We start from the raw sequence: 17,779 nt of genomic DNA, 5'->3' as shown, positions 1-17,779 counted from the left end.
GGCATGGCGCAGAACGCAACTGCGAAGACGAACTGCATCGAGCGATCTGCCCGACCTCAGTTCGTGTCGGAGCGCATGGCCTCGAATACCGCAAAGCCTGCACCGTCGAGCAACGGCACCACTCTCGCCAATCGGAATCCGGCCTGCTCCAGCAGGGATCGATATTCGGCGTCGGTGCGCTCCATGCCGGAGACATTGACCAGCATCTCCATGTCGATATGGAGCACGCGCATGGCGTCGCGATGATCCGGCTCGATCCGTCGTTCGATCAGCAGAACCCGAGCATGTCCTGGCATTGCCGCGCGAACATTTCGCAGGATTGCCAGCGATTGTTCGTCATCCCAATCATGGATGATCTGCTTCAGGATGTAGGCGTCTGCGTCTGCCGGAATGGTTTCGAAGAAGCTCCCGCCGATGATCTCACATCGATTCCTGCCTCCAATCGCCCCCAGAGAAGCACCGGCTACGACATCGGGAAGGTCGAACAGCACGCCTTGCATGGTCGGGTGATCGGCCAGAATCGTTGTGAGCGTGAATCCATGTCCGCCGCCTACGTCGACGATGCGGCCGATCCCGTGAAAATCGTAGTGCTTGAGAAGCGCGGTGGCCAACCGGGCGGAGCTGGTTGTCATCGTCGCGTTGAAAATCGCGGAGAGCTCGGCGTCCTCGCGCAAATAGTCGAAGACCCCCGTCCCGTGTGCGTGATCGAAGGCATGCTGGCCGGTCTGTACGGAGTGCAGAAGGTGGCTCCAGGATTGCCAGTGCGACTCGCTGAGCCACAGCCGCACCACCGGACAGATCGAGGCCGGGATATCGGCGCGGAGGGTAGACCCAAGCGGTGTCAGCGCAAACTGCTTCGGAGACGTCTCGTCGAGCAGACCGGCACCAGCCAGGAAGCGAAGCAGCCGGTAAAGGGTCGGAGCATGGCTTCCGGTCGTTGTCGCCAGATCATCGCAATGGCGCGGGCCTGCCGCCAGGTGATCCGGAATGCCAAGCTCGACGGCAACGCGCAGGGCCTGCGAAATGCGGTACCCACCGATCAGCCTGAATATCTGGGCGAAATCTTGAGGTGCGGGAGATTGTCCGGGAGAGATGCCTGCGTCCATCTGAGATGCTCCGCTTCATCACCGGCGGGTTACATGGCGGAGGTTGCGGCACAACGTCAACGTGACCCAAGGTCGCTACGTGTCGGCCGCGGCGCAGCATACTTCCTGAAGGGCAAAGAAAATCCCACCGCCCGCGAATGAGCGGTGGGCCTGATGCCGGGACGAGCCGGTTACTGCGACAGCTTCACGAAGGCGGGAAACTTCAGCTTGCCTTCGGCGATCTTCTCGGGCCAGACCACGACCTGCTTGCTGTCCTGCCACTGGAAGACGAGGCCGGACACGGTCGTGGGACCGGACTTGATGCCGTGGGTGAACTCGTCGTCCTTGCCGTAGAACTGGATGCGGCCGATCGTGCCCTCGTAGTCGGTCTTCTCCAGTTCAGCGACCATCTTGTCGGGATCGGTCGAGCCCGCGCGCTTGATCGCTTCGGTGATGAAGTAGACCTCGTCATAGGCGGTGTAGCCGGTATAGGCCGGCGGCGTGCCGAACTTGGCCTTGAAGGCGGCCGCGAACGGTTTTGTCTTGGCGGTCACGGCAACATCGGGTGTTGCCACTGCCAGCGACGGCACGCCGTCTGCGGCGCCATTGGTGTCCTTCCAGAAGGTCGGGCTCAGCGCCTGCGCGCTGATGCCGAACATCGGGATCGGCACCTGCTGGTTCTTCCACTGCACCGTCGGCTGCACGCCGACATGCGAGATGCCGGTGACGATCACGTCAGGCTTCTTGCCCTCGATGTTGTTGAAGATCGGCGTGAAGTCGGTGGTATCGGGCGAGAAGCGCACATGCTCCACGACCTTCAGGCCCGCCTTGGGCAGGCAGGCCTCGTAGCCGACGTCGAGTGGCTTGGTCCAGGCCGCGTCCTCGCTCATGATCGCAACGGTCTTGAACTTGAGCTTGTCGACCAGCAGATCCTTGGCGGCATCGCAGACGAGCTGGGCTTGCGCGGCCGAAGTCAGATAGCCGTGGAAGGTGTACTTGTTCTTCTCGTAGTCGTTGTGGATCGCCTTGGTGATTTCGTTCGAGGCGGCGCCGGGCGTGATCAGCGGCATCTTCAGCCGCGCCGCCCAGGGCTCGAGCGCGAGAACGACTTCGGAGATATAGCTCGCGATCACGGCGGAGACCTTGTCCTCGCTCACCGCGCGCTGGAAGGCTCGCACCGAGTCGGCCGACGAGCTCTTGTTGTCATAGGTGACGATCTCGACCTTGCGGCCGAGAATGCCGCCCTTGGCGTTGATCTCGTCGGCAGCGATCTGCGCGCCGCCCGGGGTCGCAGCGCCCGCGATCGACTGCACCTCGGCGATGACGCCGATCTTGATCGGATCGTTCGACTGCGCATCGGCGGGTGCGGCAAGGCACAGCGCCAGTGCGGAGGTGAGGAGGCTGCTGCCGAGGATTGAAGGCCGCATGGTCGTTTCCCTTTCTATGTTTTTATTGATGTTGACGGAGTTAAAGAAAATCGGCGCCGGCTTCGCTCGCGAAGCGGCCGGGATCGCCCTCCCAGACGATGCGGGCGTGCTCCAGCACATAGACGCGGTCGGCATGCGGCAGCGCGAAGGTGACGTTCTGCTCGCCGAGCAGCACCGTGATCGCGGTGGTCTGCCGCAGCTTCGTGAGCGCCTTGGACAATTGCTCGAGGATGACGGGAGCGAGGCCCAGCGTCGGCTCGTCCAGGATCAGGATCTGCGGCTGCATCATCAACGCGCGGCCGATCGCGAGCATCTGCTGCTCGCCGCCGGAGAGCGTTTGTGCCATCTGGCCCTGGCGCTCCTTCAGGATCGGGAACAGCTCGAACAGCCAGGCGAGCTGCGCGGCGCGCTTGTCGTCGGAGAGATGCTGGCCGCCGAGATCGAGGTTTTCGCGCACGCTCATCTCGCCGAACAGCTCGCGCGATTCCGGGCATTGCACGAGGCCGCTGCGGGCGATCTTTGCAGGGCTCGTGCCGCGCAACTTGTCGCCGCCGCGCACGATCTCGCCGCTATAGGGCAGGAAGCCGGAGATGGTGTTGAACAGCGTGGTCTTGCCGGCGCCGTTGAGGCCGACGACGGAGACGAACTCGCCCTCGTGGACGTGGATCGAGACGTTCTCCAGTGCCTGCGCCTTGCCATAGAACACGCTGACATTCTCGACCTGGAGCAGCGGCACCTTGTCCCTGAAGCTGGTCTCGGGCCGCGCATGGGTCTCGATGGCGCCGCCGAGATAGACCCGGCGCACCGTCTCGTTCTTCATGACGTCGTCGGCCTTGCCCGTGACGATCTCCTCGCCGAGATACATCGCGAGCACACGGTCGACCAGCGCGGCGACGCTCTTGACGTTGTGGTCGACCAGCATCACGGCGCGGCCCTCGTCGCGAAAGCTGCGGATCAGGTCGGAGAAGACGTCGACCTCCGCCCGCGTCAGCCCGGCAAAGGGCTCGTCCACCAGCACGACTTTTGGGTCACGCGCGATCGCTTTCGCAAGCTCCAGCCGGCGGAGGTCGGCGAAAGGCAGCGTCGGCGGTCGGCGGTTCATCACGCTGCCCAACCCGACGCGGTCGGCGATCCATTTGGCGCGCTCGACCAGCGCCTTGTCCGGGAACAGCATGAACAGGCTGTCCGGCAGCAGCGCGACCATGATGTTCTCCAGCACCGTCTGCCGGTTCAGCGGCCGCGAGTGCTGGAACACCATGCCAAAGCCTTTGCGCGCGATCTTGTGCGCGGGCAGGCCGGCGACGTTCTCGCCCTCGAAGATGACTTCGCCTGATGTCGGGCGCTCGATGCCCATCACGCTCTTCATCGCGGTCGACTTGCCGGATCCGTTCGGCCCGATCAGGCCGAAGATCTCGCCGGCGTTCACCTCGAAGCCGAGATTCTTCACCGCCGTCAATCCACCAAAGCGTTTTGTCAGGCCGCGGACGTCGAGCACGGGCCGGTTTGCGATCATATCCATCACGAGCGCGCCTCACGCGAGAGGGCCGCTCCGAGGAAGCCGCCGGGGAAGAACAGTACGACGAGCAGCGCGACCGCCGAGACGATGAAGGTCGCGAGCTCGCCGGTGGGACGCAGGAATTCACCGGCGACGATCAGGAAGATCGCGCCGAGCGCGGCGCCAAGCACGGTGCGCCGGCCGCCGAGCACGGCCGAGACGATCACGTTCACGCCGACCGCGACGTCGACGACGGTGCCGACCGAGGCGGTGCCGAAATAGAACACCAGCAGCGCTCCGGACAAACCAGAGAAGAACGCGCTGACGATGAAGGCGGCGAGCTTGTGCTTGACGATGTTGAAGCCGAGCGCGCCGGCCTGCACCGGATCCTGGCCGCTGGCCTGGAGCACGAGGCCAATCGGCGATTGCGACAGGCCGTAGAGGATCGCCGCCGAGATCGTCATGAAGCCGAGCGCGATCCAGTAATTGGCGCCGGCGTTGATGGTGATCACGTCGGGGATGGTCAGGCCGATCTCGCCGCCGGTGAGATCGGCGAACACCACGATGAAGTTCTGCAACATCAACACCGCGACCAGCGTGGTGAGGCCGAAATACGGCCCGCGCACGCGCAAAGCCGGCAGCGCCAGCACGAGGCCCGCGATGACGGAGGCCAGCGCCCCCAGCACGATGCAGAGATAGACCGACCAGCCGTACTGGGCGTTGAGAATGCCGGCTGTGTAGGCGCCGACGCCGATCAGGAAGGTGGGCCCGAAATTGACCTCGCCCGCGAAGCCGAACAGCAGGTCCCAGGCCATCGCGAACACGCCGAAATAGAACGCGACGGTGAGCAGGCCGAGCACGTAGCCGGAGACGTAAAGCGGCAGCGTCGCCGCGATGATGACGAGCGCGACCGAGATGAAGAACAGGCGGGAGGTGAAGAAGGTGGACATCTCAGCGCCTCCCCAGAAGGCCCTGGGGCCGGATATACATCACGAACACGAGCAGCAGCAGCGCCGGAATGGTGCGGTAGGCCGGCGAGACCAGGTAGGCCGTCAGCGTCTCGAGATAGCCGACCACGAAGGCCGCGATCAGCGAGCCGGAGACGCTGCCGAGACCACCGAGCACCACGATCGAGAACGCGCTCGCCGTCAGCGGTCCGACGCTGTAGGAGCTGACGCCTAAGAACATGCCGAGCAGCACGCCGGCGATGCCGGCAAGGATCCCGTAGATCGCCCACACCACGACGTAGATGTTGGTGAGCTCGAGCCCGAGCAGGGTGACGCCGCGCGGGTTCATCGACGCCGCCAGCACCGCCTTGCCGGTGCGGGTGCGGTTCACGAGCAGCCAAAGCAGGGCGATGACGAGGCAGCACACGATCGCGGTGAAGATCTCGTTCTTCGGCGTGCGGACGCCGAGGATCTCGACCACGCCCTCGACGATCGGCAGCACGGTCTTGGCATTGTTGGTGAAGAAATAGGCGATCAGCTCCTGGATCATGATGCCCCAGAGCAGCGTTCCCGTGAGGACGAAGATCTCCTTCTCCTCATTGGGGATGCGCCGGGAGTCCTGAATGGGCTTCACCACCGCGAAATAGGTCGCAAAGGCGGTGAGGAGGGCCACGGCGACCCCGATCAGCGCACCGGCATAGGTGCCGACGTTGAGGATGCTGGCAGCGGCCCAGGCCGCCACCGCTGCGGCCACCATGATGGCACCGTGGGAGAGGTTGAGCACGCCGGAGACGCCGAAGATCAGGGTGAAGCCGGTGGCACCGAGAGCGTAGAGTGCGCTGATGGCAAAGCCATCGATCAATATCTGGAAAGCTCGCATCTATGATTGGCCGGGTGGCAGCCGAGCTGCCGCTTTGAGGAAAGGTGCTGCGGAGAGCCGCATGTGGAAGCTCCCGGGAGGTGGTCCCGGGAGCATGTCCTGCTAGTTGCTGAGCTTGATGAAGCTCGGGAACTTGACGTCCACCTTGGCGACGTCCTTGGGCCAGACCGCGCTCTGCTTGCCGTCCTGCCATTGCAGCATCAGCCCGGTGATCAGGCCCTTGCCGTATTTGATCGAGTGGGTGAACGGATCGTCCTTGCCGTAGAACTGGACGCGGCCGATCGTGCCTTCCCAGTCGGTCTTCTCGAGCGCGGCGACGAGCTTGTCGGCGTCGCTCGAGCCGGCGCGCTTCACCGCGTCGGCGATGTAGTAGACCTCGTCATAGGCGGTGTAGCCGGCATAGGAGGGATAATTGCCGAACTTCTTCTTGAAGTTCTCCGCGAACGGCACCGATTTCGGCGTCACCGCGACGCCGGGCCCGGAGACGCCCTGATAGAGCACGCCTTCGGCCGCCTGGTTGGTGTCCTTGCCGAAGGTCTCGTTGGTTGCCTGCGAGGAGATGCCGAACATCGGGATCGGCACCTGCTGGTTCTTCCACTGCACCGTCGGCTGCACGCCCACATGGGAGATGCCGGTGATGATCACATCGGGCTTGGAGCCCTCGATCTTGTTGAAGATCGGCGTGAAGTCGGTCGTATCGGGCGAGAAGCGGATGTGGTCGAGCACCTTCAGCCCGATCTTGGGCAGGCATTCCTCGTAGCCGACGTCGAGCGGCTTGGTCCAGGCGGCGTCCTCGCTCATGATGACCGCGGTCTTCATGTGCATCCTGTCGACGAGCAGGTCCTTGGCGCCGTCGCAGACCGAGAGCGCCAGCGCGGCCGAGGTCAGATAGCCGTGGAAGGTGTACTTGTTCTTGTCGTAGTCGGCGTGGACGCTCTTGCTGATCTCGTTGGAGGCGGCACCCGGCGTGACGAACGGCGTCTTCAGCCGCGAGGCCCAGGGCTCCAGCGCCAGCACGACCTCGCTGATATAGCTGGCGATGACCACGTTGACCTTGTCCTCGTTCACCGCGCGCTGGAACGCACGCACTGAATCCGCCGACGAGGAGTGATTGTCGTAAGAGATGATCTCGATCTTGCGGCCGTCGACGCCGCCATTGGCGTTGATCTCGTCGGCGGCAAGCTGCGCCGCCTGCGGAATGGAGGCGCCTGCGATCGCCTGCGCTTCCGCGATCACGCCGATCCTGAGGGGATCGGCCGCAAGTGCTGCGCCTGACGCTGCCATCATCGCGCCGACCGAGGCCGCACCGAGCGCTATTCGCAATGCAACAGAGAGTCGTTTTTTCATGTTGTTCTCTCCCTTTGAACAGGCCTCTTGTGAGCCATTATGTCGCAACTATAACGGCGGAGCCATTCTCGGCAAGTGAAACCGCGTTCAGGATTGGTAGAGACGGACTAAAGTCTAGCGCTGCGCAAATTGCGGGCAGGATAGGTGCGAGACACTCATGACGCGCGCAGGCATGCAGTTTCTGTCGGCGGGCATGCGTGAGCGTCGAAGCCTTGGAGCGGGCGGTAGCCTACAAGACGAGCAGCGATGCCGGTTCAGCGCGCTTGCAGCGACGATGGATCGAGCGGCCTCAGCCGGGCCGGATCGAAGGGCGACAAGTCACCACGCGCCGCATCCTTGGCGATCAGCTGCGCCAGCGCTTCGCCGGTGGCGGGCGCATTGAGGATGCCCCAGACATTGTGCCCGGTCGCAACATAGAGGCCTTCGCTCTGCGGCACTTTGCCGATCAACGGCAGGCCATCCTCAGTCACCGGTCGGAAGCAGGCCTGCTGCGCGATGATCTTTTCGGGGCGAAACAGTGGCGACAGCCGTTCGCACATGATTTGCAGGCGCGCGATCGCATCGACGTCCGGCGTTACGGCCGCCGGATCGAGCGGCAGCGGCGCGATGTCCGAGAGTGCGGTGATATGCGTGCTGCCGTCGGCGCGTGGAAAGACCTCGATCGACACGGCGCTGCCGTCCTCGTCATACTCCAGGAACAACGCATCGGCCGGCACGTTGGAGCCGATGTCGTACACGATGCTCGGGCTGCGCTGGCCATAGACAGCGGGCAGGCGCATCCATTGCGCGGCGAGCAGCGACCATGGTCCCATCGCGATCACGACGGCGTCCGCCTCAACGAGGCTGCCTTCGACCTCGACCCCCTTCGCGGTCGTGCCATTCGCGTCGCGCACGATGCCCGTGATGCGGCCAACGCGAAGCTCGGCGCCTTGCGCGACTGCCGCGCTCATCACGGCCGACGTAAATTTGCGGGGATGAACGATCGCAGTCGTCTGCGTCGTACCGATGCGCTGCGCGATGACGACGCCGTTGGCGAGCCAGCCGAGCGCGGAGGGTGCATTCCGGCGCGGATCGCCGTCGGACGCAACAAAGCCGCCATACGCGGTCATCGGGCGATAGCCCCAATCGCCCGCGATCTCCTGCGCCAGCTGCGCATGAAGCGCAAAACTCCGCCGCGCGAGTGCGTCGAGCGGCGAGCCGGCGCACCAGTCACGCGCCAGAAAGCCGCCGGCCTTGCCGGAGGCGGCGGCCGCGACCTCGGTCCGTTCGACGACGATGACCTCGATGCCGCGGCGCCGGAGAAACAAGGCGGTGCAGGCTCCGATCACGCCGCCGCCGCAGATGATGACGCGCATGGCTTGTTCCTTGGATAGTGCTGCGCTGATGCGCGCAACATGGTCTGTTCCGGCACGATCGTTCAGGCGAAGATTGCCGCTTCGCCGCTAGAGGTGCAATTCTGTCGTATATCGAATGTCGTCACTCAACGATCATGCGAGCGTCATAAAGAATCACAAAAGCGTCATGCCGCAAGCCGCCAATTGAGCAGGCGCTGGGGGGAACACTCTACGGGGAGGGTAAACCATGGCGCTCAGATTCCGCAGCATCGACGGCTCGAACAACAATCGTGCGGATCCCACCTTGAACCAGGCCGACACCGACTTTGCTCGGCTGGGGCCGGCAAATTTCGTCGATGGGGTCAATGAAATGACGCCGGGTCCGAATCCGCGCGAGATCAGCAACATTGTCGTGGCGCAGACGGAAATTGGCGATGACGAGGAAGGCCCGCATCTGGTGGATGACGCCGGCGTCGCGCTGTCAGGCATGATGTATGCGTGGGGCCAGTTCATCGATCACGATCTGGATCTGCAGAAGGAGGGCACAGGCACGGATGATATCTCGATCAAGGTCCCGGCTGATGATGAGTTTCTGCCGCCCGGCAGCATGATCGCGTTGACGCGGGTGGCGATCGATCCTGCGACGGGGGTCACCGGGCATCCGGCGGCCGCGATAAACACGGTGACGGGTTGGCTGGACGGATCGCAGATCTACGGTTCCGACGCGGCCAGCGCAGCGAGCCTGCGAACGGCCGACGGCCATATGAAGGTGTCGGCGGGAGACAATCTCCCGATCGTCGAGACCGACCACGGCAACGTCTTTGCGGCCGGTGACGTACGGGCGCAGGAGAATCCCGACCTGACCGCCTTGCAAGTCTTGTTTGTGCGCGAGCACAATTACCAGGTCGATCGACTGCACGAGGACCATCCGAACTGGAGCGGCGACAAGCTATACGAGACGGCCAAGGCCATCACCACGGCCGAGATGGTCAACATCACCTACAACGAGTTCCTGCCGCATCTGTTGGGCGAGGACGCCATCAAGCCGTACCAAGGCTATGACCGCACGGCGGACGCGCGGATCACCGAAGAGTTTGCCGGTGCGGCCTTTCGCTTCGGTCACTCCATCGTCTCCGACGAGATCAGTGCAACCAGCAATCTGGGTGCCTTTACGTCGGAGCAGACGCTGGCGCAATCGTTCTTCGAAGACACGGCGACTTTCAAGGCGACTGGTGCGGATGGCCTGCTGCGGCATCTGTCGGGGGACCTGGCCAACCCGCTGGACGCTCACATTGTCGATGGCTTGCGAAACCTCCTGTTCGATCTTCCGGACGGCATGGATCTGGCAGCGATCAATATCCAACGCGGCCATGATCTTGGGCTGGGTACACTGAACCAAACCCGGGAGGCGCTGGGGCTTGCGCCTTACACCAGCTTCGATCAGCTCAGCTCTGATCCGGCGACGGCAGCAGCGTTCGAGGAAGCCTATGGTTCGATCGATGCCGTCGATTTGTGGGCCGGTGGATTGGCTGAGGATCATGCGCCAGGAGCCGTCATCGGGCCCACCTTCGGCATAATCATCGCCGACCAGTTCACCGCTTTGCGCGACGGCGATCGCTACTATTTCGAGAACCAGGGCTTCGATAAACAGACCCTGAATGAGATAAAGAACACCACGCTATCGGACCTCATTCTGCGCGACACCGATACCACTGCGATGCAGAGCGATGCCTTCGTCGCCACCGAACGGCACAGCGGCACGCTGGGCGGCGTAGACCCGACCGGAGAAGAGGCTGCAGCAGGCATGGCGCAGCTTGTGGTCGGATCTCCCGGCGGGGATACCCTGACTGGCGGAGATCTGGATGACACGCTGGTCGCCGCGGGCGGCCGCATGACCATGACCGGAGGTGCCGGTGCCGACACATTCGTATTCGACCTTGGTGTTCTCGCAGGTAAGCACAACACCGCGGTCATCACCGACTTCGATCCCAAACAGGACAAACTGCAATTTTCGAACGACGTTCACGTCACGAAATCATCTGACCAACATGGCGGAACACTGTTGCAGGTCGGCTCCGAGACCATCGACCTGCTGGGCGTAAAGCATGAGATAAATCATCACGAATGGGGATAATGCTGGGTCGCTTCAAACGAGCGATACAGCATCATTCGGCGCCGGCGGGGCACGCCGGCGCCGTGGTGCAATCCGTGCTTGCCCCTCAGCCCGGTCCGGCGCCCTGCGTCGCCGTATACACCGCGTAGAGCGACTGGCTCGCGGCCATGAACAAGCGGTTGCGCTTGGGGCCGCCGAAGCAGACGTTGCCGCACACTTCCGGCAGGCGGATGCGGCCGAGCAGCTTGCCCTCCGGCGACCACACCGTCACGCCGCTGTAGCCGACCGCGCGGCCGGCATTGCTGGAAGCCCAGACATTGCCGTTGACGTCGCAGCGCACGCCATCGGGCCCGCACTTCACCCCGTCGATCACGCAGTCGCTGAACTTCTTCACGTTGGAGAGCTTGTTGTCGGTGCCGACATCGAACACGAAGATCTCGCCCTTGCCGCCGGGCCCGGTGTCGCCCGGTCCCTTGCCGGTCGAGGCGACGTAGAGCTTCTTGTAGTCCGGTGAGAAGCACAGGCCGTTGGGATCGGGCACCTGGTCCTCGGTGACGACGAGGTCGATGCGGCCACTTGGATCGATGCGATAGCAGTTGGTCGGCAGCTCGCGTTTGCCCGGCACGAAGCCGGCCGGCTGTCCGATCCGCGGATTGAGCTTGCCGCCTGCATTGCTCGGGCCGCCGGCGACGTCGGGCTCGCCTTCATAGAGCTGGCCGCCATAGGGCGGGTCGGTGAACCAGTAGCTGCCGTCGGGATGCGCGGCGATGTCGTTCGGCGAGTTCAGGCGTTTGCCCTGGTAGGAATCCGCGAGCACCGTGGCGGTGCCGTCATGCTCGTAGCGCGTCACCCGCCGGGTCAGGTGTTCGCAGGAGAGCTGACGGCCCTGGAAGTCGAACGAGTTGCCGTTGGAATTGTTGGAGGGCGCGCGGAACACGCTGACGCGGCCGTCGTCCTCGGTCCAGCGCATCTGCCGGTTGTTGGGAATGTCGCTCCACAACAGATATCGGCCCTGCGCGCTCCAGGCCGGGCCTTCGGCCCACAACAGGCCGGTGTAGAGGCGCTTGATCGCGGTGTTGGGCTGCGCCAGGTCGTTGAAGGACGGATCGACGGCGATGATGTCGGGGTCCCAGAAATAAGTCGTCGGCGCGCCGTTGGGACCGAAATCGCGCGGCGGGGTGGTGATCGTCGTGGGCGGTGCGGCAGGTCCGGTCTGGGCCAGCGCGGGGCCGGCTACGGTCGCCGCTGCGCCGATCGCAAGTCCCCGCACAAGTGTTCGTCGTGAAAGCGCAGCATCATGGTCACGCTGCTCTGGGCGATTCATCGCGTCCTCCCGGTTATGTTCGGCTGGCCGGTTGATCCGGCCGAGCGGGCGAAGGTTAGTCCGGTCCGCGGCCGGTTGCGAGGGGCAGGTACGCATCCCCTACGCGATGGCAGGTCCGCAAAGGCTGGAACGCGGCGGCATTGCGGCGAGGCGAGGGCAGAAGCGGCAATTCGTCCCAGTCTCGCCGTTCGGGTCCTGCCGTCGGGCTTCTTGCTGTTAACCGGTGCGGCTTTTAGGACGTGTCAAGCCTTGACCTCACGCGTGATGATGGCAGAACGTTTCCGGGGTATCAGCCGGAGTTCATTGTGTTAGCCGTTGTTGCACTGGTCATTGCGCTCGCCATCGCGTTCGCCGCCGGCTATTTCACCCGCGATCTCGCCTCCCGCAAACGACGCGCGGAGGCGCGCCGCTGGCGCGAATATACCGAGCCGGGCTGGCTCCGCGCCGCCGCACCTGCCAACACCAACGAGGCCGCAAACACCAACGCGGCTGCCCCTGTCGCCACCGGCGAGCTCGGCCAGATGCTGGACCGCTGGGAAAGCAGGGCGCGCGCCCGTCGCGCGGGATAGCGGCGCGGATTGGCCGATACTGGAATCGGCATCCGAACGACAGCTCAGCAAAAGATCTGTGACTGCGGGAGGCGGAAGCGCTGTTTGCAAGGGCTGATCCGCTAATTGCTCCGTTTAGCATCGACGCAATCCGTAGACCTGGCGACAACGGACGGGCACGATCGCGGGCGCCCGCCCGCGCGATGGTGCGCCAGGCCTGCGAAACGTGCGTGCGATGAGAAGACCGCAGCAACGCTGCGCGTTTGGGCGCCGGCTTTTCGTCCGTCATTCGCGGCGTGCCATTTCTCCTTCATGCGACGGACATATCGTTATGCAACATAAGTTATGATATGAGATAAATTTTCCTAGATCAGAGCTTGTGCACGCCCGGCGCGGCCCCGAGGTCGATTCAGGCGGCCATGATCGATTGGCAGAGGAGTTCTGGCGCGTGGCAATGCCCGTTGTGAAGGTCGGTTCCGAATTCGTGGTCAACACCCAGACGGTGAGCAATCAATCGTCTCCGGCCATCACCGGTCTCGGGAATGGCAATTTTGTCGTCACCTGGCAGGACCTGAGCGGCACACTCGGAGACGCTAACGGGTTCAGCGTCAAGGCGCAGATATTTGCAGCCGACGGCACCCGGGTTGGCTCTGAATTCCTGGTCAATACGCAGATGGCTGGACATCAGGTCTCGCCGACCGTCACCGGCCTCGGCAATGGCGGCTTCGTCGCCACCTGGGAGGACTTCAGCGGGACGCTCGGGGACGGCGGCGGTACCAGCATCAAGGCCCAGGTCTTTGCCGCCGACGGCAGCAAGGTCGGCTCGGAATTCCTTGTCAATGGTGAGACGGCAAGTTTCCAGCAGGTTCCGACCGTCACGGGCTTGAGCAACGGCGGCTTCGTCGTCACCTGGCAGGACTTTAGCGGCACACTGGGAGACGCCAGCGGCACCAGCATCAAGGCTCAGGTCTTTGCCGCCGACGGCAGCAAGGTTGGTTCGGAATTTCTGGTCGACACGCAGACGGCGAACAACCAGACCGTTCCGACCGTCACCGGTCTTGGGAATGGCGGCTTCGTTGTCACCTGGCAGGACTTGAGCGGCACCCAGGGAGATGCCAGCGGCACCAGCATCAAGGCGCAGGTCTTTGCCGCCGATGGCAGCAAGGTTGGTTCGGAATTCCTCGTCGACAAGTATGCGGACGGCAATCAAGTCGTTCCGACGATCACCGGCCTCACCAATGGCGGCTTTGTCATCACTTGGCAGGACAACGCCTTCTTCGTGGGGGGGGCAGGTTTACAAGAGTGACGGTACAAAGACCGGCGCGGGATTCCAATTCTCCGCAGGTGGATCTCATTCTTCGCCCACTGTCACCGGCTTGAGCAACGGCGACTTCGTCGTCGCCTGGGACAACGGCCGCGACATCCAAGCGCAGGTATTCGGGGCTGACGGCAGCCAACTCGGCGGCAATTTTTTTATCAATACCCAGACAGGCGGCAACCAAACCGTTCCAAAAATCACCGCGCTCGGCAACGGCGGTTTTGCGGTTACCTGGCAGGATGACGGCGGTACGCTGGGCGACACCAGCGGCACCGCAATCAAGGCGCAGGTCTTTGTCTGGGATACGATGCCGCCTGCTGCGCCGGTGCTCGCTAATGCATCCGTCGTTGGCGGTTTCGTCAACGCGGCCGGTGACACGACGGCGCAGGCGCTGAGCGGAACCGCGGAAGCGGAAAGCATCGTCAACATCTATCTCAACGGATCGGCGACGCCGTCCTACGCGACGACGGCGGACAAAAACGGCAATTGGAGCGTCAAGATCGGTCACCTCGCCGATGGCAGCTATTCCTACACCGCCACCGCTACCGATCTGGCTGGTAACCAGAGTGCCGCAAGCGCCGCGCTGAACTTCGTCGTCGATACTGCCCCACCGGTCCTCGCCATCACGTCAATTGTCCCCGATGCCGGCGAAACCGCCACGGTGAGCGGCACGATCGACCTTGCGGACGCCGGCCGAACGATCACGCTCGCTGACATGACGCTTCCCTTTGCGTCGAATCCGAGTGTGTGGAGCGTGACGACCACGGCCGATGCCAGCGGACACTGGAGCATCAGCGGTGTGCCGGTGTCGGTGTTCAGCAACAGTCCAGCCGTCTATGCTTACGATGCGGCCGGTAATTCCGGCCTGTCCCAATACGTCTACACTGCGTCCTGGGGCAACGGAGCGGTGCTCGGCGACGGTCTTCGACAGTACGTCTACGGGCTCTCCAGCGGCTGGGTGATCGCGAGCGGTGCGCAGCAGAATGTTTATGCGGGCGGCTTGGCCTATAGTGCAGTGATCAGCGGCACGCAGATCGTTTGGGGCGCTGCCAACAATACGACGATGTACGGTGGCACGCAGTTCGTGTGGGGCTCCAGCACCAATACGACCATGTATTCCGGCAGCGCGCAGTATGTCGGCGGCACGGCTGCCAGCACGATCATCAATTTCGGTAGCCAAACCATTTATGGCGGCGCCAGCGCGAGTAGCACCGCGGTGCATGGTGGCAGCCAATCCGTGTACGGTGCGGCCGATCAGACGACGGTCGATGGCGGCGGCTTCCAGTACGTTTATGGCCGCGTCACCAACACGACAATCGTCTCCGGGCGGCAGAACATATACGCTGGCGGCATTGCCGTCGGCACCACAGTGAATGCCGGCAACGTTCAGATCGATTGGGGAATCGCCATCGACACGACGATCAACGGTGGCTCGCAGATTGTCTGGGGCTCCGCTACCGGCACGAGGATTTCTGGTGGCGTGCAGTATGTCGGTGGCACCGCCGCCAACACGATCGTCGACCATGGCGAGCAGGACATTTACGGCGGCGGTACGGCCAGTGACACCACCATCAACGCGTACGGTGTCGTGCGTCTCGCTGCGGGCGGCTCGATGCACAACGTGACCTTCGGAGCGCCAGTCGCAAGACTTGAACTCGCTCAATCATCGGCATTCTCGGGAACGATTTCCGGCTTCCAGGCCGGGAACAAGATCAATCTCGATGACATGGCTTATGATGTTCACATGCATCCAAGCTATGTGACGAATGCGGACCACACTGGAGGCACGTTAACCCTCTCGGATGGCGTTCATACGGCGACGCTCGCCTTGCTCGGACAGTACACGGCGGCCGATTTCGTGGTGGGCCACGATCTTGCCGGCACCTACCTTGCAACCACCCATCAGGCCCAGCCCCTGCTCGCAACGCCGGTTCAGGTTTAAGAAGCGGAGGCGGGACGGTTTGCGGCTAAGATGTCGTGGTGGGCCGCGGCTCGGTTCGATCATCGGCGGTCGTCGCAATTAGGTCATCTCTCCTGACCATCTTTTGGCGTTGCGGTTGCGGCCATTTCTCGTCTAGAAACGGCGCATCGAGCCTCCCGGCAACCAACCGTCAACGGTTTTGACCGAGGATTTGAGGGCTCAAAAGGGTCTGGCAATGCTGATTCGCGGCCAAATCGATGGGATTTCGGGGGAGGTGGCTCTGGCCGCCGCCACGATCCCGGCCGCGCTGCTGCCCACCCTCCTGATTGGCGGCCTTCTTCTTACTTGCCCCTGAGGGCCGGCTGGGCGCCATGCGCCTGGGCGCTCAGGGGTTGGTCGAGATCACTGGACACCTCAAGCGCCCAGCAGACTGACGGCGCAAAAAGCTCATAAAGGAATTTTGCAATGGCCCCCGTGAACAAGTCCGATAAGGACCGCGTCATCATTTTCGACACCACGCTGCGCGACGGCGAGCAGTGCCCCGGCGCCACTATGACCTTCGAGGAGAAGATCGAGATCGCCGAGATGCTCGACGACATGGGCGTCGACGTCATCGAGGCCGGTTTCCCGATCACCTCCGAAGGCGACTTCCAGGCCGTCAGCGAGATCGCCCGCCGCTCCAAGAACTCGGTGATCGCCGGCCTGTCGCGTGCCAACCCGAAGGACATCGACCGCTGCGCCGAAGCGGTGAAGTTCGCCAGGCGCGGCCGCGTCCACACCGTGATCGCGACCTCGCCGCTGCACATGCGCGTCAAGCTGAACATGACGCCGGAGCAGGTGATGGAGCTCTCGATCGCCAACGTGACCCGCGCCCGCAACCAGATCGACGACGTCGAATGGTCGGCCGAGGACGCCACCCGCAGCGAGATGGACTATCTCTGCCGCATCGTCGAGGCCGTGATCAAGGCCGGCGCGACCACCGTCAATATCCCCGATACCGTCGGCTACACCACGCCCGAGGAATATGCCCGTTTCATGCGCACGCTGATCGAGCGCGTGCCGAACTCCGACAAGGCGGTCTTCTCGGTTCATTGCCATAACGACCTCGGGATGGCCGTGGCGAATTCGCTGGCCGGCATTGCCGGCGGCGCGCGGCAGATCGAGTGCACCGTCAACGGCATCGGCGAGCGGGCTGGCAACGCTTCCCTCGAGGAAGTCGTGATGGCCATCAACGTCCGCAACGACGTGTTTCCGTGGTGGAACAAGATCGACACCACGCAGCTGACGCGCGCCTCGAAGGTCGTGTCGGCCGCAACCTCGTTCCCGGTCCAGTACAACAAGGCCATCGTCGGCCGGAACGCCTTCGCGCATGAGAGCGGCATCCACCAGGATGGCGTGCTGAAGGACGCCTCCACCTACGAGATCATGCGGCCCGAAATGGTCGGCCTGAAGCAGTCGTCGCTGGTGCTCGGCAAGCATTCCGGCCGCCACGCCTTCGTGCACAAGCTGGAGGAGATGGGCTACAAGCTCGGCGCCAACCAGCTGGAGGATGCGTTCACGCGGATGAAGGCGCTCGCCGACCGCAAGAAGGACATCTACGACGAGGACATCGAGGCGCTGGTCGACGAGGAGATGGCAGCGTCGCACGACCGCATCAAGCTGACCTCGCTGACCGTGATCGCCGGCACCCACGGCCCGCAGCGCGCGACCATGAAGCTCGACGTCGACGGCCAGATCAAGATCGAGGAGGCCGAGGGCAATGGTCCGGTCGACGCGGTCTTCAACTGCATCAAGGCGCTGGTGCCGCATGAGGCCAAGCTCGAGCTGTATCAGGTCCATGCGGTGACCGAAGGCACCGACGCGCAGGCGGAAGTCTCGGTGCGGCTGTCGCATGAGGGACGTGCGATGACCGCGCGCGCGGCCGATCCGGATACGCTGGTGGCCTCGGCAAAGGCCTATCTCGGCGCGCTCAACAAGATCGTCATGAAGCGCCAGCGCGATACGGTGACGACGGCAGCGGCAAGCTGACGCTTCATCCTC

Annotated in this window: 13 protein-coding genes; 5 read left to right on the top strand and 8 right to left on the bottom strand. The window is 63.5% G+C overall.

Annotation, left to right across the window (positions count from 1 at the left end; all coding sequences use genetic code 11):
* Positions 1 to 56: 56 nt before the first annotated feature.
* The 7 genes from ACKWRH_RS34340 to ACKWRH_RS34310 all read right to left on the bottom strand — a co-directional run bounded on the left by ACKWRH_RS34340 (position 57) and on the right by ACKWRH_RS34310 (position 8,536).
* The gene (locus ACKWRH_RS34340; RefSeq protein WP_445217136.1) at positions 57 to 1,106 is read right to left on the bottom strand and encodes a methyltransferase; all 1,050 of its coding nucleotides are present in this window, start codon (positions 1,104 to 1,106) and stop codon (positions 57 to 59) included.
* A 170-nt stretch (positions 1,107 to 1,276) separates the two neighbouring features.
* A complete protein-coding gene (locus ACKWRH_RS34335) occupies positions 1,277 to 2,512 on the bottom strand; it encodes an ABC transporter substrate-binding protein (protein ID WP_445217135.1) in 1,236 nt (411 codons plus the stop codon).
* A gap of 40 nt (positions 2,513 to 2,552) precedes the next feature.
* Complete coding sequence (locus ACKWRH_RS34330; RefSeq protein ID WP_445217134.1) at positions 2,553 to 4,031, bottom strand: ATP-binding cassette domain-containing protein; 1,479 nt, start codon at positions 4,029 to 4,031, stop codon at positions 2,553 to 2,555.
* Positions 4,031 to 4,957: a branched-chain amino acid ABC transporter permease gene (locus ACKWRH_RS34325; protein ID WP_441499283.1), complete on the bottom strand. Its 927-nt coding sequence runs from the start codon at positions 4,955 to 4,957 to the stop codon at positions 4,031 to 4,033. The genes ACKWRH_RS34330 and ACKWRH_RS34325 overlap by 1 nt, the downstream gene beginning before the upstream one ends.
* A gap of 1 nt (position 4,958) precedes the next feature.
* A complete protein-coding gene (locus ACKWRH_RS34320) occupies positions 4,959 to 5,834 on the bottom strand; it encodes a branched-chain amino acid ABC transporter permease (protein ID WP_028156504.1) in 876 nt (291 codons plus the stop codon).
* A gap of 102 nt (positions 5,835 to 5,936) precedes the next feature.
* The gene (locus tag ACKWRH_RS34315; RefSeq protein ID WP_445222525.1) at positions 5,937 to 7,121 is read right to left on the bottom strand and encodes an ABC transporter substrate-binding protein; all 1,185 of its coding nucleotides are present in this window, start codon (positions 7,119 to 7,121) and stop codon (positions 5,937 to 5,939) included.
* 314 nt (positions 7,122 to 7,435) lie between these two features.
* On the bottom strand, positions 7,436 to 8,536 hold the full coding sequence (locus ACKWRH_RS34310) for an NAD(P)/FAD-dependent oxidoreductase (RefSeq protein WP_445217133.1): 1,101 nt from the start codon (positions 8,534 to 8,536) through the stop codon (positions 7,436 to 7,438).
* 226 nt (positions 8,537 to 8,762) lie between these two features.
* Between ACKWRH_RS34310 and ACKWRH_RS34305 the strand changes: the two genes are divergently transcribed.
* Complete coding sequence (locus ACKWRH_RS34305) at positions 8,763 to 10,649, top strand: peroxidase family protein (RefSeq protein WP_445217132.1); 1,887 nt, start codon at positions 8,763 to 8,765, stop codon at positions 10,647 to 10,649.
* Between the two features lie 85 nt (positions 10,650 to 10,734).
* Here ACKWRH_RS34305 and ACKWRH_RS34300 read toward each other — a convergent pair whose 3' ends face one another.
* Complete coding sequence (locus ACKWRH_RS34300; RefSeq protein WP_445217131.1) at positions 10,735 to 11,952, bottom strand: SMP-30/gluconolactonase/LRE family protein; 1,218 nt, start codon at positions 11,950 to 11,952, stop codon at positions 10,735 to 10,737.
* 305 nt (positions 11,953 to 12,257) lie between these two features.
* Between ACKWRH_RS34300 and ACKWRH_RS34295 the strand changes: the two genes are divergently transcribed.
* From ACKWRH_RS34295 to ACKWRH_RS34280, 4 genes are all read left to right on the top strand, one after another.
* Complete coding sequence (locus ACKWRH_RS34295) at positions 12,258 to 12,521, top strand: hypothetical protein (RefSeq protein ID WP_445217130.1); 264 nt, start codon at positions 12,258 to 12,260, stop codon at positions 12,519 to 12,521.
* Positions 12,522 to 12,927: 406 nt separating this feature from the next.
* Positions 12,928 to 13,806, top strand: coding sequence for a hypothetical protein (locus ACKWRH_RS34290; RefSeq protein ID WP_445217129.1), 879 nt, complete (start codon positions 12,928 to 12,930; stop codon positions 13,804 to 13,806).
* Positions 13,807 to 13,876: 70 nt separating this feature from the next.
* Positions 13,877 to 15,760, top strand: a complete 1,884-nt coding sequence (locus ACKWRH_RS34285; RefSeq protein ID WP_445217128.1) for an Ig-like domain-containing protein — start codon at positions 13,877 to 13,879, stop codon at positions 15,758 to 15,760.
* A gap of 444 nt (positions 15,761 to 16,204) precedes the next feature.
* Positions 16,205 to 17,767: a 2-isopropylmalate synthase gene (locus ACKWRH_RS34280; protein ID WP_445217127.1), complete on the top strand. Its 1,563-nt coding sequence runs from the start codon at positions 16,205 to 16,207 to the stop codon at positions 17,765 to 17,767.
* The last annotated feature ends 12 nt before the right edge of the window (positions 17,768 to 17,779 follow it).

This window comes from Bradyrhizobium sp. Pa8, assembly GCF_052588265.1.
Note: the sequence above shows the minus strand (reverse complement) of the source record. Positions and strands in the feature narration are given on the sequence as shown.